The 25,836-nt window shown below is 33.0% G+C and carries 26 protein-coding genes and 1 tRNA gene; 20 read left to right on the top strand and 7 right to left on the bottom strand.

Going from position 1 to position 25,836, the window contains the following annotated elements; all coding sequences use genetic code 11:
• The coding region (locus Q0409_RS00980; protein ID WP_366940036.1) for a hypothetical protein at positions 1-116 on the top strand (116 nt) is incomplete at its 5' end.
• A gap of 134 nt (positions 117-250) precedes the next feature.
• Here the strand turns inward: Q0409_RS00980 and Q0409_RS00985 are convergent.
• Positions 251-919: a hypothetical protein gene (locus Q0409_RS00985; protein WP_298534113.1), complete on the bottom strand. Its 669-nt coding sequence runs from the start codon at positions 917-919 to the stop codon at positions 251-253.
• A 147-nt stretch (positions 920-1,066) separates the two neighbouring features.
• On the opposite strand from Q0409_RS00985, the gene Q0409_RS00990 reads away from it, so the two are divergent.
• The 7 genes from Q0409_RS00990 to Q0409_RS01020 all read left to right on the top strand — a co-directional run bounded on the left by Q0409_RS00990 (position 1,067) and on the right by Q0409_RS01020 (position 9,049).
• Positions 1,067-1,951: a hypothetical protein gene (locus Q0409_RS00990; protein WP_298534114.1), complete on the top strand. Its 885-nt coding sequence runs from the start codon at positions 1,067-1,069 to the stop codon at positions 1,949-1,951.
• Between the two features lie 155 nt (positions 1,952-2,106).
• Entirely contained in the window at positions 2,107-3,264 is a 1,158-nt protein-coding gene (locus Q0409_RS00995) for a site-2 protease family protein (RefSeq protein WP_298534115.1), read from the top strand.
• A gap of 202 nt (positions 3,265-3,466) precedes the next feature.
• The gene (locus Q0409_RS01000) at positions 3,467-4,693 is read left to right on the top strand and encodes an FprA family A-type flavoprotein (RefSeq protein WP_298534116.1); all 1,227 of its coding nucleotides are present in this window, start codon (positions 3,467-3,469) and stop codon (positions 4,691-4,693) included.
• A 406-nt stretch (positions 4,694-5,099) separates the two neighbouring features.
• Entirely contained in the window at positions 5,100-5,897 is a 798-nt protein-coding gene (locus Q0409_RS01005) for a V4R domain-containing protein (RefSeq protein WP_296856034.1), read from the top strand.
• A gap of 236 nt (positions 5,898-6,133) precedes the next feature.
• A complete protein-coding gene (locus tag Q0409_RS01010; RefSeq protein WP_366940035.1) occupies positions 6,134-8,044 on the top strand; it encodes an ATP-dependent DNA helicase in 1,911 nt (636 codons plus the stop codon).
• 69 nt (positions 8,045-8,113) lie between these two features.
• Positions 8,114-8,809: a M48 family metallopeptidase gene (locus Q0409_RS01015; protein WP_298534122.1), complete on the top strand. Its 696-nt coding sequence runs from the start codon at positions 8,114-8,116 to the stop codon at positions 8,807-8,809.
• 72 nt (positions 8,810-8,881) lie between these two features.
• Positions 8,882-9,049, top strand: coding sequence for a hypothetical protein (locus tag Q0409_RS01020; RefSeq protein WP_295608275.1), 168 nt, complete (start codon positions 8,882-8,884; stop codon positions 9,047-9,049).
• Positions 9,050-9,160: 111 nt separating this feature from the next.
• Here the strand turns inward: Q0409_RS01020 and Q0409_RS01025 are convergent.
• Positions 9,161-9,236: transfer RNA gene (locus tag Q0409_RS01025), tRNA-Arg, on the bottom strand.
• 246 nt (positions 9,237-9,482) lie between these two features.
• Here Q0409_RS01025 and hisF point away from each other — a divergent pair.
• From hisF to Q0409_RS01040, 3 genes are read left to right on the top strand one after another with little or no spacing between them, the layout of a single operon-like run.
• Positions 9,483-10,316, top strand: coding sequence for an imidazole glycerol phosphate synthase subunit HisF (hisF, locus tag Q0409_RS01030; protein WP_298534125.1), 834 nt, complete (start codon positions 9,483-9,485; stop codon positions 10,314-10,316).
• A 30-nt stretch (positions 10,317-10,346) separates the two neighbouring features.
• On the top strand, positions 10,347-11,426 hold the full coding sequence (locus Q0409_RS01035) for a DNA glycosylase (protein WP_298534127.1): 1,080 nt from the start codon (positions 10,347-10,349) through the stop codon (positions 11,424-11,426).
• Positions 11,427-11,466: 40 nt separating this feature from the next.
• The gene (locus Q0409_RS01040; RefSeq protein ID WP_298534130.1) at positions 11,467-12,699 is read left to right on the top strand and encodes a succinylglutamate desuccinylase/aspartoacylase family protein; all 1,233 of its coding nucleotides are present in this window, start codon (positions 11,467-11,469) and stop codon (positions 12,697-12,699) included.
• Between the two features lie 80 nt (positions 12,700-12,779).
• Here Q0409_RS01040 and dtd read toward each other — a convergent pair whose 3' ends face one another.
• Entirely contained in the window at positions 12,780-13,223 is a 444-nt protein-coding gene (dtd, locus tag Q0409_RS01045) for a D-aminoacyl-tRNA deacylase (RefSeq protein ID WP_298534132.1), read from the bottom strand.
• Positions 13,224-13,457: 234 nt separating this feature from the next.
• On the opposite strand from dtd, the gene Q0409_RS01050 reads away from it, so the two are divergent.
• From Q0409_RS01050 to Q0409_RS01060, 3 genes are all read left to right on the top strand, one after another.
• Entirely contained in the window at positions 13,458-13,907 is a 450-nt protein-coding gene (locus Q0409_RS01050) for a MarR family winged helix-turn-helix transcriptional regulator (protein ID WP_298534133.1), read from the top strand.
• A 57-nt stretch (positions 13,908-13,964) separates the two neighbouring features.
• On the top strand, positions 13,965-15,356 hold the full coding sequence (locus tag Q0409_RS01055; RefSeq protein ID WP_298534137.1) for an MFS transporter: 1,392 nt from the start codon (positions 13,965-13,967) through the stop codon (positions 15,354-15,356).
• 171 nt (positions 15,357-15,527) lie between these two features.
• Complete coding sequence (locus Q0409_RS01060; protein WP_298534140.1) at positions 15,528-16,544, top strand: SLC13 family permease; 1,017 nt, start codon at positions 15,528-15,530, stop codon at positions 16,542-16,544.
• 349 nt (positions 16,545-16,893) lie between these two features.
• Here the strand turns inward: Q0409_RS01060 and Q0409_RS01065 are convergent, their stop codons facing one another.
• On the bottom strand, positions 16,894-17,484 hold the full coding sequence (locus Q0409_RS01065) for a TetR/AcrR family transcriptional regulator (protein ID WP_298534142.1): 591 nt from the start codon (positions 17,482-17,484) through the stop codon (positions 16,894-16,896).
• A 201-nt stretch (positions 17,485-17,685) separates the two neighbouring features.
• Positions 17,686-18,366, bottom strand: a complete 681-nt coding sequence (locus Q0409_RS01070) for a TIGR00266 family protein (RefSeq protein WP_298534143.1) — start codon at positions 18,364-18,366, stop codon at positions 17,686-17,688.
• A 159-nt stretch (positions 18,367-18,525) separates the two neighbouring features.
• Here Q0409_RS01070 and Q0409_RS01075 point away from each other — a divergent pair, with 159 nt between their 5' ends.
• Complete coding sequence (locus tag Q0409_RS01075; protein ID WP_295608249.1) at positions 18,526-18,660, top strand: hypothetical protein; 135 nt, start codon at positions 18,526-18,528, stop codon at positions 18,658-18,660.
• 165 nt (positions 18,661-18,825) lie between these two features.
• On the opposite strand, the gene Q0409_RS01080 is transcribed toward Q0409_RS01075, so the two are convergent.
• Positions 18,826-19,254 carry a peptidylprolyl isomerase gene (locus tag Q0409_RS01080; protein ID WP_295608247.1) on the bottom strand — a complete coding sequence of 143 codons (429 nt, stop codon included), beginning with the start codon at positions 19,252-19,254 and terminating at the stop codon, positions 18,826-18,828.
• Positions 19,255-19,382: 128 nt separating this feature from the next.
• Entirely contained in the window at positions 19,383-20,426 is a 1,044-nt protein-coding gene (locus Q0409_RS01085) for an aldo/keto reductase (protein ID WP_298534147.1), read from the bottom strand.
• A 214-nt stretch (positions 20,427-20,640) separates the two neighbouring features.
• On the opposite strand from Q0409_RS01085, the gene Q0409_RS01090 reads away from it, so the two are divergent.
• The 5 genes from Q0409_RS01090 (at position 20,641) to Q0409_RS01110 (ending at position 25,810) form a co-directional block, all read left to right on the top strand.
• Positions 20,641-21,816: an aspartate aminotransferase family protein gene (locus Q0409_RS01090; protein WP_298534150.1), complete on the top strand. Its 1,176-nt coding sequence runs from the start codon at positions 20,641-20,643 to the stop codon at positions 21,814-21,816.
• Between the two features lie 292 nt (positions 21,817-22,108).
• On the top strand, positions 22,109-23,191 hold the full coding sequence (locus tag Q0409_RS01095) for an FtsX-like permease family protein (RefSeq protein ID WP_298534152.1): 1,083 nt from the start codon (positions 22,109-22,111) through the stop codon (positions 23,189-23,191).
• Positions 23,192-23,199: 8 nt separating this feature from the next.
• Positions 23,200-23,973, top strand: a complete 774-nt coding sequence (locus tag Q0409_RS01100; RefSeq protein WP_298534154.1) for an ABC transporter ATP-binding protein — start codon at positions 23,200-23,202, stop codon at positions 23,971-23,973.
• Between the two features lie 61 nt (positions 23,974-24,034).
• A complete protein-coding gene (locus Q0409_RS01105) occupies positions 24,035-25,036 on the top strand; it encodes an NADH-dependent flavin oxidoreductase (protein WP_298534213.1) in 1,002 nt (333 codons plus the stop codon).
• A gap of 129 nt (positions 25,037-25,165) precedes the next feature.
• Positions 25,166-25,810, top strand: a complete 645-nt coding sequence (locus Q0409_RS01110; protein ID WP_298534157.1) for a YitT family protein — start codon at positions 25,166-25,168, stop codon at positions 25,808-25,810.
• Positions 25,811-25,836: the final 26 nt, after the last annotated feature.

A 25,836-nucleotide genomic window follows, 5' to 3' on the forward strand; every position in this document is an offset into this window, starting at 1 on the left:
GGTCAATGGTAGAGGCAAACTGTTACATTATCATTGATGAAAACCATGAAGGAATCGAAAAAGGAGATGAGGTTGACTTGATCTTCTTCAATGATATGGCATGGCCTAGCCTTTAGTGATTTAAAGTTGTTATTAAAAAAAGAATTTAGATAAGAATTTCAAATTCTTATCTTTGCTATTTTTATTGATTATTTTATTTTTTTACTTTAATTATTATTGTATAATTTAGCTATTTTTAATTATTTTTACATCATCTGCTTCTTTTTCCTAATCTATAGAATAAGTAGTATGCAAAGTAGTCATTGTGATTGTTTCTGCTGTTTAAGCTTCCTTGGGAATATCCATTATTATAACCTTGATCGTAAGCATATGATTCTGCATATTCATTTTGCTCTTCAATGTAGTCGTCTTGCATTTGATTCAATTTCTCATCAAATTTTTCTTTAGTGAAATTTGATTTAGGGCTGTAAGAAACAATCTTTTTCATTGTATCATTAACATCGTTTCCATCGTAGCTCAATGCATAGAATGTCTTGTTTGATTCAAAGTAGAGATAGGTTACATCATGGTCAACTATGCTTCTATGGCTGTAATATGCAACTGCATGATGGCCGTCAATTTCCAGCTCTTCTACGTCATAAAGTTCATCAAGAGTGGATTCATATCCATAATTGTTTCTAAGGGACTTGTCATCTTCCAAAGCTACAAGTCCAAATGTGAATACATTTGTCTTAACATAATTTCCTCCAGATTCGCTTCCTCCCCCATACTCTGGAGGAATCTTAAAATTGGCGTTATATACAGTTATATTCACCCAATCTGAAGTATCCACATCACTTTTTTCAGCACTTGTCGCACTAATGGCTAAAAGCGCTATAATCCCAATTACACATATTAAAAAAATAATTTTTTTATCCATATTTAATTCTATTTTTCTCATGTTTTTTAAAAATTTCTTTTTAAATTTTTATGTGTTGCTTTTAAATAATTTTTTCAATTACCCAAACCAGATACTTTTTTATATTATTCTTTAAAGATATATTCATAAATCTTAAATGGTGATATTATGATTGAAAATAAAGAAAAGATTTACGAAATCATTTTAACAATTGCTGTTTTCTTTTTTTTACTATTTAATATTTCTATTTTAAGAACTTATTTTGTTTATGCAGTTTATGTTGGAGATTTGATTTATCTATTGTTATTTTTCCTTGAATTTATAGTTTCCTTTCTTTTAAGCTATAAATTTTATAAAACAATTCAATCCAAATTAAGCAGCAGAATAAAAGATATACTTTTAACAGTTTTTGTCACAATAGTTTTTTATGCATATCTATTAGTGTTTTGGATATTTATTTTGGCAATGTTTTCAAAAATCGCTCCTTATATCCCAAATGTTTTAGGAGCCATATTAAGTTTAATATTAATTATGCTAATTCCTATGAGTTTTCTTTTTACATTATTTTTAAGCTATAGATTTTATCTATATGTTGCTAGTGAGGAGTTATACAAGGTTTTAAAGGCTCAGGAAAAAAATTTCTTAAAAAGAGATCAAGAACAAACTATAAAATATTACGAGCATAATAGTCAACTAAGAGATAAATGGGATAGTCAGAAAACAAAATTTCTGCTTGCATATGTTATAGCGGTAATTATAATTTTAGCAATAAATAGCTTTTTAAGCTTAGGCATTGATTTAAGGCTGCTTTTAAAAGGGTTATTCCTTTTATCAATAGTTATATTTGTATTTATTTATGATAAGAAAGTATTCGTATTTTTTATGATTATTTTAGGTTGGATGGGATTAGTTTTTCTGTTTAATAGTCTAGGGCATAATGGCTTTTTAGGACTGACTGTAAATCAAACTGATGCGATTTCCGGTGTTTTATTAGTTGTCGGCACTACTATAGCAATAGTGGTAGCAACCTTTTGGTTAAAATATAATGTTTAAAAAAATTTAAAAAAATTTTTTAAATAATTACTTTTTTATATTATGAAAACTTAATAATATTATCAAATCTAATCTGAAATTTTAGAATCATTTTATCTGTCAATCGATGGGTATAATGAAAATGTAATTATCAAAAATCAATTTTATGTGTTAATATGAATGGTATATGGTATTATGTAATTGCGTTTATAGTCATTTGGACTATTGCAATTGTATTTAAGGATAAACTCACAGACTATGGAGTTGAAGTAAACTTTCCTCTTTTGATGTGGAAAACTCAACGACTAAGAGGTTTTATAGATAGATTGGCTAATCGTGCCCCAAGATTCTGGAAAGCATATATGAATTTAGGGATTGTCATATCTACTGGATTCATGATTCTTATGGCTGTTGCATTGGTTTATTCATTAAAGATGGTGATGGATACCCCTACAGTCAGCTTGATTGTTCCTGGTGTTGAAGTTCCAGGTTCTCCTATATTCATTCCATTGCTTTCTGGACTAATAGCACTTGCAACAGTTTTAATAGTTCATGAATTCAGTCATGGAATCCTCTCAAGAGTGGAAAAGATCAATATTAATTCAATAGGTCTTTTATTGTTTGCAATTATTCCAGGAGCTTTTGTAGAGCCAAATGAAGAGGAATTGAATGAATTAAGCCGTCCAGCCAAGATGAGAATTTACGTTGCAGGATCTATGGCAAATTTAACATTGGCAGCTATTGCATTGATTATAATGTTAGTTATCTCTTCATTTATCATCCCGGTGGTATTTGAAGATGATGGGGTTGTAATCAACAGATTAACCGAAGATGCGAATGCTAAAAATTACATGTCTGAAGGAATGGTAATCAGATCAATAAATAATCTCACCGTAAATGACATGGCATCTTTCCAAAAAGCCACTAGCACCTTAAAGCCAAATGAAACGGTAAATATTCAAACGGATCAAGGGGATTACAGTTTCCAATTGAAGACCAATCCTATGAACAAATCATTAGGATTCATGGGAATTCAAGTCAATGCAAACAATGTAATTGCTGATGGCTTTGATAACCAGTTCTACACTCCTTTATTATGGCTTTTAATGCCTTTGTCCGAGCTATTGTTTTGGATTTATTTCCTAAACTTTGCTGTGGGAACTTTTAACTTGCTTCCAATGAAACCTTTGGATGGTGGGCATTTGCTTGAGAATATATTGTCCTATATAATGCCTGAAAGCGCTTTTAAGCCAATCGTAACCTTCATGTCTTTCTTTATGGGAATAATTATTGTGCTTAGTCTGGTTGTTGGATTGGTTGGAGTCCCATTTTAAGATATTATTATCTTATATTTTTTTCAATGATAATTTTGTTCGTATTTTATCAAACCAAAACTTTATATATATAGAAAAATATATAAATAAATGTTTAAGCATTTACGAACTAATAATACTTTAGTTAGGAAAATATGCTAAAATGTAATACATAAAATGTTATGTATAAAAATTATTCAATTAAATATTTTGAGGAATTGAAATGAAAGCAAAAGCACAAAAAATAGGTGAGGGAGTATACTGGATTGGTGTACTTGACTGGGACTTAAGATCTTATCACGGATACACTTTAGATGGAACCACTTACAATGCATACATTGTATTTGGTGAAAAGGTAGCTATTATTGATAACGCTTATCCTGGAAAAACTGAAGAAATGATGGCTCGTATCGAAGACGCATTTGAACAAGAAGGTAGAGTTATGAAAGTTGACTACATTGTTCAAAACCACGTGGAAAAAGACCACAGTGGTGTCTTATACGACTTATGGAAAAAATTCGATGCACCAATTTACTGCAGTAAAATCGCTCAAGGCGGATTACTTAGACACTACCCTAAATTAGAAGGAGCAGACTTCAACATCGTAGGAACTGGAGACTCCCTTGACTTAGGCGGAAAAACATTAGCATTTTTGGATGCTTTCTTGCTTCACTGGCCTGACAGCATGTTTACCTTACTTGCAGAAGACGGAATCTTATTCCCTAACGATGCATTCGGTCAACACTTATGTTTCGCAAAAAGATTTGACACTGACATTCCAGAAGTTGTACTTATGGATGCAGCACAAAAGTTCTACGGTAACTTGATTACCCCATTATCCAAAAAAGTACTTAATAAATTTGATGAAATCATTGAATTAGGCCTTTTAGAACAAGTTAAAATGATTGCCCCTTCCCACGGACAAATCTGGACCGATCCAATGAAAATCATCGGTGCTTACAGTGACTGGGCAACCGGTAAGAGAGCAGAAGACAAAGTAACCATTGTTTACGATACCATGCACTACTCTACCCAAAAAATGGCTCACGAAGTTGCTGAAGGAATCATTGCAGAAGGATATGATGTGGATATGTACTTCTTGCACGAAGATGAAAGAAGTGAAATCGTAAAAAGCATCTTAACCAGTAAGGCAGTTGCTTTCGGTATTCCAACCATTAACGACTTCCCATTCCCAAGCATTGGTGACATCATTTACTACTTGAAAGGTCTCCACTTCAACAGAACTGGATTCAAAAGACCTGCTGTTACCTTCGGTTCCATGGGAGGAAGAGGTGGAGCTGTAGAATTCATCGCGAACGAACTCACTGAATGTGGATTCGAAGTTCTCGACCAACAGGAAATCTACTACGTACCTGATGGAGAAGACGATGACACCAGCTTCAAATTAGGTCAAAAATTAGTTGAAGAAGCTAAAAAATTAGAACTTTAATTTCAGATCTTGATGATTTGAATTAAGTATTTGTAAGAAATATTAATTATTGTAAAAAATTTTTAAATTCATTTCTTATGAATACACTTTTTTTATTTATTTTCAAAACTCTCTTAACATATGTTATTTTTTTAAATTTGTTCGTATTTTTTCCCTATTTTGGGTATTTTATAACGAATGTTCGTATTTTTAACTAAAAAACCATATAATTTTTAAAAACTATTCGTACTAAAATCTAATATAATAAAACATTTTGTAAACATAAGAACAAGTATATATGTAAGAAAGTTTATACTATAATTATCAAACAATTTTTGTTTATACTATTTAAGATTTTTTATAAATCTTAAATTTTTTATACAGGATTATATAATATTAAAAATTTTTATTTTTTTGAGGGTTTATTATGGAAAATGAAGAAAAAACTATCCAACCAAAAGCAATTCAAATTTTTGCAAAGGCTCCTGGTGAGCTTGGTGTAAATGTAGTTAAAAGTCCAGTGAAATTAACAATTCTTTCAATGTTGAAAGATACAGATATGGAATTTGATGAAATCGTTAAAAACACCGGCAAATCCAAATCTACCATTTCCGTTCATTTGAAATCATTAAGAGAAGATGGAATCGTAAGCTACAGATTTGATGCAAACGACCACAGAAAGAAAATCTTCTTCATCAATTCCAAATTCTTAGGTGAAGTTCAATCTGGGGATGAAAAGGAATTGGAAGAAAGGCAAGCTGAATTCCTTGTTAAAAACATCATGGATGTAGACAACTTCAAGTTCTCTTTCCTATTGTTCCACACCTTAAGGTCTAACTTAATTCAAGAGGGAATCAATATAAACCCTGTATTGAACCAATCAGGTAAGAATATAGGATCAGCAATGTATGAAAAGCTTTACGAAGAGGACATCAACAAGTTCTGTGACAATATCATCCAATTCTGGGATGACAATGGTTTAGGCAAACTCGAGATTGAATTGGGAGACATCATTAACATTACTGCTTATGAATGTTTCGAATGCAGTTTGCTTCCTAAGAAAGGAAAACCAACCTGTTACTTAGATGCAGGTATTTTTGAAGCATTATTTGCAAACTATCTCAAGAAAGATGTTGATGTAACTGAAGTTAAATGTTTCACCATGGGTGACGACTGCTGTAAATTCTTAGTGGAATCCCCAGATGGAGAAGCTTTCGCTTACTAGATAATTAATTTTTTAATTAATTTTCCTTTTTATTTTACTTTTTTTATAATTTTTTATTCATTCTATTTTACCTATTTCTATTGATTTTTCTATTGTAATTATGATTTTCAAATTTGATTGCAATATTAAACTGAAAATCGATTTAACTACTTAAAATCAATTTTTTATAATAAATATTACCTTTCAATTGGTCTTTCTAAAACCTTTTTATATAACTTAATCCTAATATAATTGTAATGTCAGACTCATTATTTTGTCCCAATTGTGGGATGCTTAAGAAAAATTGCGTATGTGGAAAATACGTTGCAGATAGGACTAAAAAACCTTATCAAAAGAAGGAAAAGAAATCTCAAAGTTCTTCTTCAATCAATAATAAATCTAAAGGCGCTAAAGGGATTTATCAATATGAAAATAGAAAGCCTGTAACTGTTAGCGAAGAACCGGACGTTCCTATTGCAGAGATTTATGATATTGCAGAGCATGACCTTCCTCAAGAAGTCATTGATAGGTTAAAGGAAGAATATCCTGAAATTCCAGAACAGATAATCGAGAATTTTCCATTTGAACAGCCAAGGGAAGGCCAACTGGAGATTATTGCAGATATTGAAGAGGCAATTTCAAAAGGATACAAATACATCATATTGGAAGCAGGTACAGGAACAGGAAAATCAGCTATTGCCTCCACATTGGCTCGTATGTATGAATCTGCATATATTTTGACAATGACAAAGCAGCTTCAAAAGCAATATGCAGATGAGTTTGATTTTCCTCTTGTAAAGGGAAGAGGCAATTTTGACTGTTTAAAGGATGGATTTGAAGTTACCTGTGATATGGGGGCTTGTAAAACAGCACCAAAATCCTCTAAGTTCTTCTGTCCTTATGGAATAAGCAAAAATCCAACCTTAACTGGAGAATTGGCTTTCCAGGATTCCTTTGGAAGTGATGTCTTCTTCCAAACAACTGACCACTGTAAATACTGGCAACAAAAGGCAAATGCAATCAATTCCCCAATAACATTGATGAATTATGATTATGCCATATTGGAATTGAATTATGTAAAGCACTTCGGAAAAAGAAGCCTATTGATTCTTGATGAGGCACATAACATTGAAGACAAGTTAATGAGAACAATGGAAATCAACTTATACAATCGCCAGCTTGAAAAGGACATCAAGAAAGTCATAAGTCCGCAAACTCTGAAAAGCGCTGAAAAAGGCGAATGGATAATGGAAATTGAAGCGATTCAAGGTCATTACTCAGATATTGAAATAAAGGATTTGCCTACCAATAAGGCAGACAGGATCAATTCAACAATCTCCAAGTTAAAGGCTCTTAAAACCAATCTTGAAAAGGAACCTGGAAATTGGGTGATTGATGCAGATGAGCATGGAGTATCCTTCAAGCCACTTAGAGTAAATCATTATGCTGAAGATTATCTATTCAAGCATGGGGATGTTGTAATCTTCTTAAGTGCTACAATATTATCTCATAAAATGTTTTCAAAATGGTTAGGGCTCGATCCTCGTGACGTTTATCATATTCAAGTTGACAGCCCATTCTCTGTCGAAAAAAGGCCAATCGAATTGAATTTAGCTGGAAAGATGTCTAAGAATAGGGTAAAGCAATCAGCACCAAAATCCATTGAAATAATGCAGAAAATATTGAAAAGGCATGAAGGGGAAAAGGGTTTGATTCATACCCACAGCTATAAGTGCCAACAGTACATCATCAACAATCTATATAACAACAGATTGATTGCACACGGAACCAACAATAGGGAAAGGGTCTTGCAATTCTTTGAAGAGGATGAAAATCCATTGGTTCTTGTCAGCCCATCCATGAGTGAAGGGGTTGACTTGCCTTATGACAAGTGCAGATTCCAGATAATCTATAAGATACCGTTCCCATACCTTGGTGATAAGCAAATCAATATGAGAATGAAAAAGGACCAAAGATGGTATGCATATAAGACTGCAATGACTTTAGTGCAGACTTACGGTAGGGGAATGAGAGCAGATGACGATTCCTGTGTAACTTATATTCTTGATTCTGATATTCAAATGCTCCTTAAGAGTCCTCTGTACAAGTCATTGATTCCAGATTTCTTTAAGGAAGCTATTGTAATCAATGATGATCGTATTATCTAACCCAGCTTTTCCGCTCCTTCGGAGCGCAAAACCTGGACCAAAACTTTTTCCTCAACAATGAGTGATAAGATGGTAGAAAGAGAAGAAATTGAAGTAGAGGGAATTCCTATAATTCTAGAGAGGAAGAATATAAAGAACCTATACCTTAGAATCAAGCCTGATGGCACTGTTAAGGTTTCTTCTCCAATGAGATTATCCGATGAAGCTATAACTGATTTTGTATTGTCAAGAATAGATTGGATTAAGGATACAAGGGCAAAGATGCTTGAAAACCCACCAAAGCCTAAAGTGAAATATAAGGATGGGGAAACCCACTATATTTGGGGTGAGCCATACACTCTCCAGTTAATCAGCAATGAAGATGTCAAAAAAGCTTTTTATGATAGTGATAAGTCCATTATTTATCTCCCAGTTCCTAAAAGATCCAATATAAAGCAGAGAGAAAAGATATTATTTGAACTTTATAGGGAGGAAATGAATAGAAATATTGACTATTTCCTTGAAAAGTGCACTTATTTTGTTGGAAAGGAGCCTAAGGAAGTTAAAATCAGAAACATGAAAAATTGGGGAAACTGCAGAAAGGATAAGAGAGTTACATTAAATTTAAAATTAGCTAAAAAACCTCCAATCTGCACTGAATATGTTCTGATTCATGAATTGTGCCACTTGATTGAATTCAATCATGGCCCAAGATTCAAGGCACTTATGGACAATTTCTGTCCGAACTGGAGAGAGATAAAGAAATTATTGAATGAAGAGCAATAATTAGAAAATAGGAAGAGAACATTTATATAAAACCGATACTATTAAAATTATAAAGAAATTTGGGGTGATATGATGGAAGTATTAGGTTATCAACTAATAAAACTAGACAGTACTCATTATGATGCTACTGTACTTGCCAGATATGAAAAATTGGAAGACATTTTAGAGGCATGTATAGAAAAAGGATTAGATATTGTATTGTTTAATGAAGGAAAACTGATTTTAGAATCAATAGAATAATTAATTTTTTTATTCTATTATTTTTTTATTTTTTATTTGATTATTCTATTATTATTTTTATTTTTTTTATTTTTTTCAAATATTTTTTTAAAATAGCTATTTTTTTTAAAACGGACCTAGGGGGATTTGAACCCCCGACCTTGGGATCCGAAGTCCCACGTCATAATCCTGACTAGACTATAGGCCCAAAAGAAGTTTTTTGATATTAATGTTATATTAGTATCAATAATTTGTCTATTATATTAATTTATTTATTATCTTTTTTAAAATTTTAGTTTTAATGAGCAATAAATTTTTATTTTTAGTTAAAAATATTAATTATATTAAATAAAAATAGAGTTAGATAAAATTTTTTATAATAAAATAAAATTCAATAAATAAATTTATTAAATGAAATATACTTAATTAGAATTTTTAACATTTTGTGATTATCATGCTTACTAAAAGAATTATTCCTTGTTTAGATTGTGACCTGCAGGTTCCAGAAGGCAGAGTGGTGAAGGGAGTCGAATTCAAACAGATTCGTTATGCTGGAAATCCAGTGGAACTTGCTACCAAATATTACGAAGATGGGGCAGATGAGATTGTAATCTTGGATATCACCGCTTCACATGAACGCAGAGGAACTATGGTGGATGTTATAGAAAGATTAACTGAAAATGTATTCATTCCAATTTGTGTAGGTGGAGGAATAAGAAAGGTGGAAGATTACACTCGCATGCTTAAGGCAGGTGCGGACAAATGCTCTACAAACACTGCAGCCATTCACAATCCTCAGCTATTGACAGATGCCTCTAAGGTTGTAGGTTCTCAAGCGGTTGTAATAGGAATTGACGCTAAAAGAAGATATGTTGAAGAAGACAAGGAAGCAGCTAAAGGCAAGACCATTGTAGATACAGACCAAGGGGAAGTATGGTTTGATTGCAGTATCTATGGTGGAAGGGAGTTCACTGGCATGGATGCCATAGCTTGGGCTCAGGAATGTCAAGACAGAGGTGCAGGTGAAGTTCTTCTCACTTCAATGGATGGAGACGGAACCAAGGATGGATATGATCTTGTCCTTACAAAAGCAATCAACGATAATGTGGATATTCCTGTAATTGCATCTGGTGGGGTAGGAAACCCTCAACACATACTTGAAGCTTTTGAAATAGCTGATGCTAGTGCAGCACTTGCAGCAAGTATTTTCCACTTTGATGAGTACCCAGTTCCAGTAGTTAAAAAATACTTAAAGGAAAAAGGTGTTCCAATCAGAGAAACCTTTTAGTTCAATAGTCTATTTCAAAATAGTGATCTCATGTCAAATCTTAAATTCAATTCATTAATCAATCTTAAGCTGACCCAAGAATCAGGTCAAACTTCACAAGCTCCATGGAGGCATAATTCAGTTGGAGATATGGATGAGTTTAATGAATTAATTTACTTAAAAGTTCCTTCAATTATTAATGGACTTAATGATGAAACTATTAATTTAAATGAACTTCCAATTCTTTTAAAGCTATCACAAGACAAATCTAATTTTAATGAATTTTCTTATCTATATGAGTTTCCTAAAAAAGTGGGAAATCATCAATTTTCTCAAATTCTTGATGAAAAAAACTTTTCAAATAATGAAATCAAGACCATCGAAAATGAAATCAATAAGGAATTGGACAAAATCTATGACTTGGACTTTGACTTGGAAAAATTCTATGAATTCTTATTGGATGATGAGAAATTGGCTCCTTCTGTAGATTTCTGCAATGGCTTGAGACTATTCATTGCAAAAGATCCATTTGAATGCATCATCTCTTCAATATGTTCTGCAAACAATTCCATTGCACGCTGGACAAAGTCAATTGATAAGATAAAGCACAATTGGGGAGAGAAAGTTGAATTTGATAGTGGAATCTTTTATGGATTCCCAAATCCAAATCAATTCCTGGACTTCTATGAAACTCCAATTGAGGAAGCTGATGAGGATGGGCACAGCTATGAAATCGATTGCTATACCCATAATCTGAAGTCATGTGGTGTTGGTTATAGGGCACCTTATATGAAAAAGGCAAGTCAAATGATTCTTGATGAGATGGATTTGAATGATATTTTTAACATGAATTATGATGAAGCATTCGATTTGATCTTAAAGATGCCTGGTGTAGGGCCTAAAGTTGCAGACTGCATATTGTTGTATGGATTTGGTTTCGAAGAGGCATTTCCATCTGATGTTTGGATTAAAAGGATCGTGTCTCACTTATACTTTGATGGAGAGGAAATTTCTGCAGAAAAGACAAGAGATTTTGGAATAGATCACTTTGGCGATTATGCAGGTTATGCTCAACTTTACTTATTCCATTATGCTCGTAAGTCAGGCTTAATGGAAAAAATCAAGAAATAATTTTTTTATGATTATATTTTTATGGGTTAAGGGTTTTTGTATGAATAAAGGATTTTTAGCATTGGCATTATTTGGAATTAGCTTATTTTTATTGGTATCTTCAGTTAGTGCTGAAGATATAGGTTCTGATGATTCCAATGCAAATATTGAAGTCATTGATGAAGGACAATCAATTGAAACTTCTGATAGCTCTAGTGATAGTGCTAATTCAGATAGTTCTTTGGATGTTGATGAAGAGTCAAATAACAATACAGATAACATTACAAATAGCAGCTCTGGCATTGATTCTTCAAAAGTCCCTTATAAGTTTTCATCAGCCAAGAATATTAGTTCCACATATGGAAAAAAGGCCAAATTCTCTGTAAAAGTCCTAAATAATGAAGGAAAAGCTATTAACCATACATTAGTGACTTTTAAGGTTTCTGGAAAAACCTATAATCGTTACACAAATGCCAGCGGTATAGCTTATGTTTACCTTAACTTGAATGCAGGAAAATATGCAATCAAATATAATGCAAGCGGCATTTCAGGTAAAAACTACTGCACTGTAAAGAATTACTATAAAATAACCAATTACAAATGGAAATCAGGAGCTAATGTCTTAAAGAATAAAAGGATCAAGGCAAATGTTCCAAACTCTGCACTTGTAAGGAAGATAATTAAACTTGCAAAATCAGGCACTCCTGTAATAAAATTCAAAGGTGGAAAAGGAAAAATAGTATTCATTACTGCAGGATGCCATGGCAATGAGATACCTTCTCAAGTCGCTGCAATGAAATTGATCAAGTATTTGGAGACTCATTACATTAAAGGAACAGTTTATGTAATGCCTTTCATGAATCCTAAGGGAACTGCAGCAAATGTCAGGGATTACAAGGGAGTTCACTTGAATAAAAAGGCTAATAAGAAAGGAACCATTTCCTATAAGACAGTCAAACTGATTAAGAAGTTCAAATGTGATGCTTACGGTGATTTTCATGCTACAAGGCCAGGTGGAAAACCAGGCAGGAATCTTGTTTTTGGTTCATATAATCCAACTAAAAAAAGTGCAACAATCGCAAAATACATTGCAAAAAATGCAAAGGTGAAATACAAAATTTATAAAAGAGCAGGAGCGGAGTATTCTGGAGCTTTAGAGGACGAAGTTAATTTGAAAGGGATTCCTGCTGTAACCTGTGAAGTCCTTAGTCCTCATGGAAAGATTAAAAAAGGATCTGTTTCCAAGTCATTATTGATGATGAAAACACTTTTGAAATACAATAAGATTCTTTGATTTAAATCTAAGGCCTATATGGTCTTATTGCTTTTTTTAAATAAAGGTATTAATTTATTTTTTACTATTATTTATTTTTTTTACTCTTCAAACTCTTTTTCAAGCAAGATGGTTACTGGGCCATTGTTCAATAGGCTTACTTTCATGAATGCTCCAAAGACTCCAGTTTCGCATGGGACGTCTTCACTGCATTTTTCTACAAAGTAATCAAATAATTTGGTAGCTTCATCCGGTGCCAATGCCTTATGGAATGAAGGTCTGTTCTTTTTGGTCTTTCCATATAATGTAAATTGAGGAACAAGTAAAAGTTTTCCCCCTATGTCTTGCACTGATCTATTCATTCTGCCTTCATCATCAGGGAATATTCTAAGCTTGCATAGTTTTCTTGCTAAATATTCAACTTCTTTTTCAGTGTCTTTCTGACCAAAGCCGACTAAAACCATTAATCCTTCTTCAATTTTCCCTGTGATTTCTCCTTCAACCTCTACACTGGCATTTGTTACTCTTTGAATGACTAGTTTCATTATTATTCTCCAAAATTCTCTATATATTCTTATTTAATTTTCATGATTTAAAATTTTACTCTTAGCTATTGTTTCTTATTTTTTATTTTTTATTTTTTTATTTTCTATTTTTTCAGTTTTTCCTATTTTTTCACTGTTTCATTTATAACTGTTTCAAATGAAACATTTATATCATATAAAATACAATATAATCATGAAAGTGATACTTGTTAAATTTTTAAAGTAGGTGAAATAATGGAAAGTGAAAGCTTTCAAGGTATAATGGATACCTCTCCTTTAGTTGCATGGATTCATAATCTATCTAAAAATCATTTTAAATACTTAAAGTCAAAGATTGCTGAATTTGATTTAGGCCATGAAGTAAGATACATCATGATGATTTATGACAACCCTTGCATTTCACAGGATGACTTGGTGGTAATGTCTGGTCAAAGCAAGGGAAACATTGCCAAATCCTTAAAGAAATTAGAGGATGATGGATTCATTAGAAGGGAAGTCAATCCGGAAAATAGAAGAAAATACATGTTAAAGACCACTTCCAAAGGTGATGAATTGGTTCCTAAGGTTAGGCAAATCTCTAAGGACTGGGAAAAGGAAGTGGGAATAACAGAAGAAGATTGGGAAGTCATTGAAAGAATTAAGGAAATAGCCATTAATGGCATGAAATTAGTAGATGATTTATAGGTCAAAGATTTATGAATTTAATATTTTACAATTTACGTTTTAAAAAGAGGGATTGTTATGAAATTTGATTTAGAAACTGTGGTAATAGCGGTATCGTTCATTACTTCATTCTTTGCGGTATTCTTATCCAATGGGATTATTATAGGTGTTCCAGCTATTGCACAGGAATTTGCAATGAATAACGTTATTCAGAATTGGGTACCTACCATATTCTTCCTCGTGGTTGCTGTATTTACAGTTCCTGCAGGACAGATATCAGGTAAGTTTGGTGTTAAGAAGTCTTTGCTTGGTGGAGTATTGCTCTACCTATTCGCTTCAATAGGGGCGGTGCTTTCATTTTCAACAGAATCATTCTTGATTTTCCGTATGCTTCAAGGTGCAGGTGTAGCATTCTTGAATGTATCCGCTATGGCAATGGTGGTTCAAGCTGTTAAACCTCAAAACAGAGGTAAGGCTTTAGGATTTACAGTAACTGGTGTTTACTTGGCAACTTCATTGTCTCCTGTAATTTGTGGATTCTTAGTACATAATCTTGGTTGGAGAAGTATGTTTTACTTTGTAATTCCATTCCTAGTGCTTTGTATTGCGCTTATGATTTGGAAAATCACTGATGAGTGGAAAACATATGAAAACGATAAAATCGATACAATAGGTTCCATTTTGTATGGAATAGGAATATTATTGTTCATTTATGGATTTACTACTTTAACAACAAGCACTGGTCTTCTCTTGACTGTTCTTGGACTTATCATATTGGTTGTGTTTGGAGCTTATGAGCTTAGGCAAAAGTCTCCTGTATTCAATATGAACTTGTTTAAAAACAAGAAGTTCACTTCATCCAATATTGCAGCTTTATGCAGTTACATTGCAGTTATGGTAGTTACAACAATATTGAATTACCACTTCCAGTATGTAAGGGGATGGGATGCTCAAATGGCTGGTATGATCTTGATTATCACCCCAATCATCATGGCAATCATGGCTCCTAATTCAGGTAAGCTTTCAGATAGGATACATCCTCAAAAGTTGGCAGCTATTGGTATGGGAATTGCAACCGTAGCGCTGTTGATTTTGACATTCTTGAATGCAGACACTCCAATCTACTTGGTTATTTTAGCCATGGTGCTTCAAGGTATAGGTATGGGACTTTTCTCAAGTCCAAACATGAATGCAATCATGAGTTCAGTTCCACCAAAAGATGCTCCAACAGCTTCAGCATCTCAAGCAACCATGAGGACAATTGGTCAGACCATGAGTTTAGGTCTTCTTACCCTTGTATTCGCTTGGGTCATGGGAACCTTGCCTCTTGCAACCAAATATGCTGGAATGGTGGTTCAAGCATCTCAAATCATTTGTGGAATATGTGCAGTAGCTTGTATCCTCGCTGTATTTGCTTCATTGGTTGGTGTAAGATCCAAAGATAAGTTCAATACAGACAGACCAACTTAGAGAGAATATAATTATTTTAATTATATTCCCTTTTTTCTTTTTTCATTTACTGTATTTCTTTTGTATTTCTTTTTTATTTATTTTTTCAAACATTTTTTGGTTTTTAGCATTTCTTTAAACTTTCTTTACTTTTTTTAAAACTTTATTAAATATATTCACTAAAATAATATTATGAATAATTTGAAAGACGGATTTTTAAACTTTTTTAAAAAGGAAACAATCTTCTCCATTTCTTTGATATTGGCTATTGTTTCATGCTTTTTTGTTTTACCAAATAAGGATTATTTGAATTACATCAATTGGGAAACAATCATTCTTCTTTTTGCAATAATGCTTATAGTGGAGATTTTAAAGAATCTGTCTGTATTTGAGATATTGGTTCGTAAGCTATTGGATAAAGTTAAAAACACTCGTGGACTTGTTTTGTTCTTGGTTTTCACTTGTTTCTTCAGTTCCATTTTTATTACAAATGATGTTTCATTGATTATATTTGTTCCATTTACATTATTGGCCTTAAAAAAAGTGGAAAGGCTTGATTTGATAATATTTGCAGTTAGCTTAGAAACCATTGCAGCTAATGTGGGATGTATGGTTCTTCCAATTGGTGCTCCGCACAATATTGTAATGTATACTGTGTCCCATATTCCATTTCAATCATTTTTCCTTCTGCTTCTGCCTTATATAATCGTATCAGTGATATTCTTGATTATTTTGTCATTCTTTATTCCAAGTGATGTGGTCAGTTTGCCAAGGTTTGGAAAGATTGAAGTTGAGTGGGAAGGATTCTTGAAAAGGGTGTTTTTAGGTGTGGATTATTACTTGCTTTTAACTTTTATAGCATTATTTGTTTTGATAGGAAATCTGCAAAGCATTCCTTTCTTAAATTCCCTATTTAAGCAATGGATCATAGGCAATGAGGTCATATTTGGCATTATTTCATCACAAATCATTTCAAATGTTCCTGCAGCCATATTGCTCAGTGGCTTCAGTTCAAATTATGAATCCATTATTGTTGGAATCAATATCGGGGGATTAGGCACTCTCATTGCGTCAATGGCTAATCTTATTTCCTATAAGATACTTGCTAGAGAGTTCAATGATTTTAAAATCAGATATTTGATAGTATTCACAGTTCTGAATATAGCTTTGCTCTTAATTTTATTAGCAGTATATTTTTTAACTAATTGATCTTGAAAAAATAGAAATAAATTATTATTTTTAGGAAATTTTATATTGAAAAAAAGTATTTTATAAATAGAATTACTGTAGTGATCCACATCATAGATGCAGAAACACTTCTTACAGTAATTAAGGTTGATAAAAAAATTAAACAAATTTTTTAATTTTTTACGAATTTTTAAAGGTCTAATATATGAATTCTTTTTTTGGATATAGTGTGATTATAGTTCACACTACTATATTTAAAAACCTTATTATATAAAGATTTTCGAATGTAAGTGCTTACTTGCATGTTAAAATCCTAAAAACAACAATAAATGGTCGTTATTTGATAAATAAGTAGCAATTTAGTCTTTAATTAAGGTTTTATTCCATTAAAGATGATATCGAGATAGTCATCAGCGAAAATGTCTGAATCAATATCTGCATTGTTTCCGTATATCTGCCATAAAATAGTGGATTGGAATATTATGCTAAAGCACATTACGGATATTGCTTTGGAGTTAACATTTTTTATAACGCCTTTTTCCAATTGCAATTTAAAGAATTCTTCGATTTTATTGATAATTGTATCAGTGATGTGGGAAATTAAAAGTTTTTTATCTGTTTCTCCTGTAATTTCTTGCATAGCAACTCTGATAATGCTAATGTCCTCTTGTGAAAAATCTAGAATTCCATGAAAACAGTGTTTAAGATAATCTTCGATGCTTTCATCCTCATCATAATCGAAGGTTTCTTCCAGTCTGGAAAGAAGCTTTGACATATAGTAATCTTTAGTAGCCTCTATGAGATTTTTTTTATTTTCAAATTTCCTAAAGATAGTTACCTCATTCACTCCGGCTTCAGCAGCTATTTTCTTAGTGGTTGCTTTTTGAACACCTTCTTTTTGAACAATGTTAAAAGTAGCGGTTATGATTTTTTCTTCTGTGTTTTCCTTTTCAAATAACATAATTATTAATATGATTTTATATTATTTAATGTTGTTTAAAAGTTTTTTAAAAAAAGACGAGAAATAATGAGATAAATTGTTTAGAAAAATTAAAAAAGGGGAATGAAGTTAATATTGATTTTTGGATGGTTCAAATATTAAAAAAGAAAAAAAGTTTATTAAATAATAAACTTTTTAAAATTTTTTATTACATTATCATTATTATCCAGTGCTTGTTGGAATGAATGGGATGATTGCTTCAGCTAATTTGCTGATAGGCATGGTTTGAATCCAAACTTTTCCAGGGCCTTGTATTCTAGCGAAGAAGAGTCCTTCCCCGAACAATATGTTTTTAGCGCCTTTAACTCTTTCGATTTCATATCCAACAGTCTCTTCCATTGCAGCGAGATGTCCTGGATCCAATAGCAAGGTTTCTCCTTCTTGGAGTTCATGTTCAATGACTTCACCATCAATTTCCAAAAATACAGTTCCTTCTCCAGAGAACTTCTGAAGGATAAATCCTTCACCACCGAATATTCCTGTTCCAAGTTTGTTTTTAAAGAATATCTCAACTTCTACTGAATCCTCTGCAGCCAAGAATGCATTTTTCTGACCGATTATGGTATTGGTTCCATCCAATTTGAAAGGGATGATTTTTCCAGGGCTGTGTGCTGAAAATCCTATTTGTTGAGTGCCGGACTCTGCAGTAAAGAAGTTTAAGAATAAGCTATCTCCAGACAATGCTCTTCCAAGCCCTTTTAAAAGGCCCCCTCCTGTATTGGTTTCCATTTTCATTCCAGAAGTCATGAAGGACATTGCCCCAGTTTCATTTTTAATGGTTTCCCCTTCTTGCAATGTGCAGATTACAATAGGAAATGCTCCGCCACGTATTTCATATTCCATATTTTCACCTACTTTTGTTATTATTATTTAATTTTGAATTAATTTTAATAATATATAATTGTTTTGATAAATAAAATTATTCTTCTAGTTGAAATTTTTTAGAAAGTTTTATAAACTGCAAAGCATATAAAATAATCATTCATTAAAGGAGGGTGATTAATGGCAAGATGTCCAAGATGTGGTTCTGAAGCTATTGAAGAGATCAACTACAATACATACAAATGTCATGAATGCGGATATATGATTAGAAATCCTGATGATTTGGATTTAGCCGATGAAGAGTATGGCTATTGATTTTGATTTCTTATTAATTTTTTTAATTTTTATTTAATTTTTATCTTCTTTTTTTCATTTTTATAGTATTGTAATGTTTTTAAAAAAAGTTTTTATTTAAATAATGCATGAAAAAATCTTAAAAAAAAGAATAAGTAGCAGTTAAAAACTGCTTTAATTTTTAATCTAACCTTGTACGGTCACTTTTAACATTTTATCCCCAGCACGAATGGAATTTACAACATCCATCCCTTCGATAACTTGTCCGAACACTGTGTGAACACCATCTAAGTGAGGTTGTGGACTGTGAGTGATAAAGAATTGGCTTCCACCGGTGTCTTTACCTGCGTGTGCCATGGATAATGCTCCAGTTCCATGTTTGTGTGGGTTTCCTTCAGTTTCACATTTGATAGTGTATCCAGGACCGCCGGTACCGTTACCGATAGGACATCCACCTTGAATTACAAAGTTAGGGATAACTCTATGGAAGGTTAAACCATCATAGAATCCGCTGTTTGCTAATTTTTCAAAGTTTGCTACAGTTCCAGGAGCTTCATTAGGGAATAATTCCAATACGATGTCTCCTTTTTCAGTTTCAATAATTGCTTTTTTCATTATAATCACGTTTCAATTGTTTAATGATAGTTTTTTTTATTTTGTTTAAAACATATTTTTAAAACATATTTTAAAAAATACTATTTATAATTTATTTTACTTAATATTTAAACTATTTTAAATTAAAATTAATCTACTTTTATCTCACCAGATAATATCTTTTTATAATCTTCATAGTTTTTCTTCAAGAGTTCTGGGATGTCCAATTCGTATGGGCATCTGCTTACGCATTGCCTGCATTCTGTGCACTCTTCAATCTTCTTCATCTTCTCTTGAGACTCTGGAGTGAGACTTGGAGCTGATGGGAATCTTCTAATCCATAAGGACATTCTAGCGCATTGGAATATTTCAATTCCTTCAGGACAAGGCATGCAGTATCCGCAGCCTCTGCAGAAATCTCCTTGCAATTCCTCTCTTTCTTTTTTGATGATTTCCTCCAATTCGTTATCAAGAGCCGGTTCATCTTTCATATAGGATAGGAACTCATCAAGTTCAGACATTCTTTGGACTCCCCAGATAGGAACCACATTATCAAAGCTATTTATGTAAGCGTAAGCTGCTTTAGAGCTCCCAATCAATCCTCCACTCATTGCTTTCATTGCAATGAAACCTACATTGTTTGCTCTTGCCATTTCAACAATAGCAAGTTCCTTTGGACCTGTAAGGTAGGAAAATGGGAATTGGATGGTTTCGTATAATCCGCTTTCAATAGCTTCCTTAGCAAGCTCTGCCTTATGGGATGTAAAGCCGATGTGTCTTATGATTCCCTCATCATAGAGATCGAATAATGCATCATATGCTCCGCTCCCATCACCTTCAGTAGGGCAGAATGATGGGTTGTGGATTTGATAAAGGTCAATGTAATCAGTGCCAAGATTGTCAAGGCTTACTTTAATGTCCTTTTCAATATCCTTTCTGTTTTCCCCTTGGGTTTTTGTAGCTATTATTATGCTTTCCCTCGGGTACTTTTCATTGAATCCTTCAAAAGCATAGTTTAGCTTTTCTTCACTATCGGTGTATGCTCTTGCAGTATCATAAAAGTTAATTCCATTTGCATAAGCCTTTTGAACGATTTCTTTGGTTTCATCAAATGAAGCCCTTTGAATAGGGAGAGCTCCAAAACCGTTCTTTTCTATCTTTAGTCCAGTTTTGCCAAGTATTATCTGTGCCATATAATCAATCCGAATATTTTCTATCACTTATTTTGAAATATTTCTTTAATCCATAATTGTCTTTAATTTAATTAATCTTTAATTATTTTTTTATATTATAAACTATAAATATAATTGTGTTAAATTATTTATAACTTTTACAATTGATTAATTAATCGATTATTTAAACATTTCAATTTTACTAAATAATTTTAAGAATTAGGAGTTTTTATTTATGAATACACAAGAAATCATTGATATTGAAGATAAATATTTCATTAACACATTCAACAGAGTCCCAATCGTGCTTGACCATGGAGAAGGGGTTAAGGTATGGGATATTGACGGTAACGAGTATCTGGACTTTTTGGCGGGAATTGCTGTAAACTGTTTAGGTCACAATCATCCTAAGCTTGTGAAAGCTATTCAAGATCAAGCTGAAAAGCTCATTCACATTTCAAGCATTTACTACAATGAGCCTGCTACCCTTTATGCTAAAAGATTGGTGGATGCTACAAATTTCGATAGAATTTTCTTTGCAAACTCCGGTGCTGAAGCTAATGAGGGAGCACTTAAGCTTGCTATAAAATACAGCGGAAAGCATGAAGTGTTATTCTGTGGGGACTCATTCCATGGAAGAACTTTCTTGACATTGTCTGTAACCGATCACCCAGAATACAGTGCACCTTACACAGAAAACTTGCCAAAAGGATTCAAGAAAGTTGAATTCGGCAATTTGGACAGTGTAAAGGAAGCTATCACTGAAAACACTGCAGCTATTATCATTGAGCCTGTTCAAGGTGAAGGTGGAGTTAATGTAGCAAGTGCAGAGTTCTACAAAGGATTGAATGACTTATGTAAGGAAAAAGGAGTCTTAATCATTGTAGATGAAGTTCAATCCGGTTTCGGAAGATGCGGTGCAATGTTTGCTCATGAATTGTTCGGAATAGATGCAGATATCATGACTGTGGCTAAAGGTATTGGTGGAGGATTCCCAATGGCAGCATTCTTGGCAAAAGAGGATGTGGCTGGTGGTTTTGTACCTGGTGACCATGGTACAACCTTTGCAGGAAGTCCTCTTGCAGGTGCAGCAGCAAATGCAGTCTTTGATGTGTTTGAAGAGGAAAACCTTGTAGAGCACAGTAAGGAAATGGGTGAATACTTCCTTAAAAAATTAACTGAATTGAAAGAGAAATACGATTTCATCACCGATGCAAGAGGCTCTGGTCTTTTGGTAGGTTTGGAACTTAACTTTGAAGGGGCAGATATAGTTGGCAAAATGCTTGAAGAAGGATTCTTGATCAACTGTACAGCAGGAAACGTATTAAGGTTTGCACCTCCTTTAGTGGTTAAGGAAGAGGAAATTGATGCACTTGTGGGAGCACTTGATAAGGTATTCGCTTCCCTTTAAACAGTCTCATTTTTCTTTAATTTTTCTTTTTTATTTATTTCATTTTTTATTTATTTATCTATTATTTCCTATTTTTACCTATTTTTTCTTTTTTAAGCTTTAAATCCTTTTAATAGTTATTTTAATCAGTTTTATCAGATTATTCAAACTTAATTTACTTAATATTCAATAATTTTTTAGTTAAGTTTAATTATTAAAAAAGTAAAATAATAATTATTTATAAGGGGTTGTTATTATAAGATTCATTAATTTAATTTTAAAAAATCCATTTAGGAATAAGACCCGTAGTGCATTGTCCATTATTGGTATTGCTATAGGGATTACCACTATTGTGGCATTGGGCCTTATCACTACTGGAATGGAGGACTCAGTTCAAACTTCGCTGAATGATGTTGGTGCTGAGATAACTGTCAGCAATTCCAGTTCTGTCAGCACAAACACAGGTATGATAGACAGTGAAATAGTTGAAGAGATGAAAAATAGGACTGGAGTCATAGATGCTGCAGGTTCGCTAACGGTCACTGAAATGAATATGGATCGGCTGAAATCAGGCAGTTCAGATTCCAGAAACAGTTTCGCAACCACTGTTGTAGGATTGGCACCTGAGAAACTTTATATGATGGGAATTAAGAACATTGACGGTAAAGTGTATGAAAATGGCTCTAGAGATGCAATTGTTGGAGCGGAATACGCTGAACTAAATAATGTAAGCCGTGGAGATGACATTACCTTACAAGGCAAGGAATTTAATGTTTCAGGAATCTTTGAGACTGGAAGTCCATTTGTAGACAGTGGAATTTATGTTCCATTGGATACTTTGCAGGATATAACAGATAAGGATGGAGTTTCACGTATTCTTGTAAAAACAGGTGAAGATGTAAACGATTCAGCAATCAGTGAAAAAATTGAAGAGGATTATGAGAACTTTACAACTTTGACCAGTGAGGAAATCTCTTCAATAGCTAATGATGTTTTAGGAATATTGGACACTGCCACCCTAGCAGTTTCAGCTCTTGCAATCATTGTAGGGGCAATTGGAATCATAAATACAATGGTCATGGCTGTTTATGAAAGGACAAAGGAAATCGGTGTTTTAAAGTCTGTGGGCTGGAAATCCAGAAAGATCTTAACAATGATTTTAGGTGAGACATTGGTACTGACAACCTTATCTGGAATAATAGGATCAATATTTGGAATATTGATACCTGAAGTTGGCCTTAGATTGTTTGATGTTACAGATTTTGCATTAGGTTACTCTCCTAAGACATTCATTCTCGCATTTGGAATTACAATTATCGTTGGAATAATCGGTGGAATCTATCCTGCTTATAAGGCATCCAAGCTTGCTCCAACAGAAGCATTGAGGTATGAATAGGTGATTTTATGGATGATTACATAGAAAATGAGAATGCATATCCTGATGATGAATATATCTATAATGAAACATTCATCGGTGAGGATGGTGAGGAATATTATTATGAAGAGCCATTAATCAGCCTATTTGATGTTGTAAAGGAATACGATAAAGGAACTGTTAAGGCATTGAATGGAATAAACCTGGATATTTTTGAAGGGGAATTTGTATCCATCATTGGGCCTTCAGGTTCTGGAAAATCCACCCTTTTGAATATGCTTGGCGCTTTGGATAAGCCTACAAGAGGAAAGATCTACATTGATGGCATTGACCTTGTTAAAGAGAAGGATTTAAGCGAATTCAGACAGGAAAAAATAGGCTTTGTTTTCCAATTGCATAACCTGATTCCTAACTTGTCTGTTTTTGACAATGTCCAGATTCCACTGCTTCCTACTGGAATGTCAAATAAGGAGATGAAGGAAAAAGCAAGTGAAATCATCCGCGCTGTAGGTTTGGAGGATAAGAAAAAGCAAAGGCCTAATAAGTTGTCTGGTGGTCAACGTCAAAGGGTAGCTATTGCAAGGGCATTGGTGAATAACCCATCTATAATTTTAGCAGACGAACCAACTGGTTCTCTTGATTCAAAGACAGGAGAAATGATATTGAATCTGCTTATGGAAATGCATGAGCGTTATAATGTGACTTTGATTATAGTTACTCATGACAATGGTGTTGCCGCTTTGGCAGAGAGAACCATAAAAATCAAGGATGGTCAAGTGATAGAGGATAAATACAATTACTAGTATTTTTCTCGCTTTTTATTTTTTTAACATTTTATTTTTCTAAGAGGTAATCGTGATTATTATGAAGGATATATTTGATGAATGTAGTTTAGGGGATTTAAAGCTAAAAAGCCGTATTGTAAGAACTGGAACTTGGGAAAGACAAACCGAAGATGGTGGATTCTTAAAGAGTGAAGTCTTTGACAGATATGAAAAGATGGCTAAAAGTGGTGTAGGATTAATCAATTCAGAAATGTTTGTATTTGATCCAAGAGACAGATTTGCCGAGTACTGCAATAATGTGAATTATAGAGGTTTTGTAAAGGACTATAAGGAAATTACAGACATCTGTCATAATCATGATGTGCCGGTTCTTGGCCAATTAGCTTTCTTTTATTATAATGATGGTTTGAATCAAAAGGTGGAAGCGAATGACATTAGCTTGGAAGGAATTAGACGTCTTCAGGCAGATGTTATCATGGCCGCTAAGAAGTTCTCATTTGCAGGATTTGATGGAATGCAAATAGACATTGGAAACAATTTTTATCTTGCTAAATTTATAAATCCTTATTTCAATCAAAGAAAAGACCAATATGGTGGCAATACAGAAAATCGTGTAAGAATCTGTTCAGAGATAATCAAGGTTCTTAAAAAGACTATGGATTTCCATGTCAGTTGCAGAATAAATCCTTGGGATGTCAGGAAAAATGGAATGACTCCTGAAGAAAGTATCAAGGTTGCAAAGGAACTTGAAAAGGCAGGTGTCGATAGCATTCAATTGACTGCAAGGACAATATCCTATCTTTATGATGGCAATGATAGAAATCCGTTCCTTGTGTATGTGGATAAGTTAATAGATGAAGTGGATGTTCCAATCATTTTAGGTGGTTCAATGAGGGATATGAAATCAATGAATGATGTTTTAAATGATTCAAAAGTAGAATTCTTATCCATGTCTAAGCCATTTGTAGCACAGCCAGACTTCTTGGCTGATTGGAAAGCAAATGGCGATGGAGTTTCAATTTGTCAAAGCTGCAATAACTGTTACTCCAAAAAAGAGAGCACTTGTTTTAAATTTAAATAATTTATAATTTCTCTTTTTTCTTTATTTTTTTATTAATTCTTTATTTTTTCTTATTTTTTTCTTATTTTAGTTGCTATTTTCTTATTTTTTTAAAAAATTATTTAAGTATTCTAAAGCAAACTATATTTTATGCAAATAAAAAAGATTTCAAGATATGTCATTTATTTAATTTCACTATTTTTCATATCTTTAGGAGCAGCGATATCCATCAAGGCTAATTTAGGAACTTCTCCAATAATTTGCCTTCCTTATGTTTCAAGCTTGATTTTGAAAATGAGTGTTGGAACTGTCTGCTTGATCTTTAACGTTATTTTTATAGCTGTTCAGGTAATCCTTTTAAGAAGTGGGTTTGAAAGGAGACAGTATTTGCAGATAGTTGTGGGAACAATCTTCTCCCTTTCCATAGACTTTTCAATGATGTTGGTGAGTTTCCTGAATCCTGCAGATTATTTAAGTCAATTTGCAACACTTCTCTTAAGTTGTCTAGTGGTTGCATTTGGTGTGATGCTTGAGGTTCAAACAGAAGTGGTTTATCTTCCTCCTGATGGAATAATCGTAGCCATTTCAAAGGTTCTAAAAAAGGAGTTTCCAAAGGTAAAGCCATTTGTTGACACAAGCTTTGTACTTACTGCAGCTATCTTGTCAATTGTATTCTTAGGATACCTTGCAGGAGTTCGTGAAGGAACAATCATTTCTGCTCTAATAATTGGGCCTATTGTAAAGGTTCTTCAAACTTATTTAAATCCTTATGTTGAACGCTTATATGAAAAATAATATGCTTGTTTTAAAAAAAGTTTAAT

The sequence above is a fragment of the uncultured Methanobrevibacter sp. genome, from assembly GCF_937898925.1.
In the GTDB taxonomy this organism is placed as follows: Archaea; Methanobacteriota; Methanobacteria; order Methanobacteriales; family Methanobacteriaceae; genus Methanobrevibacter.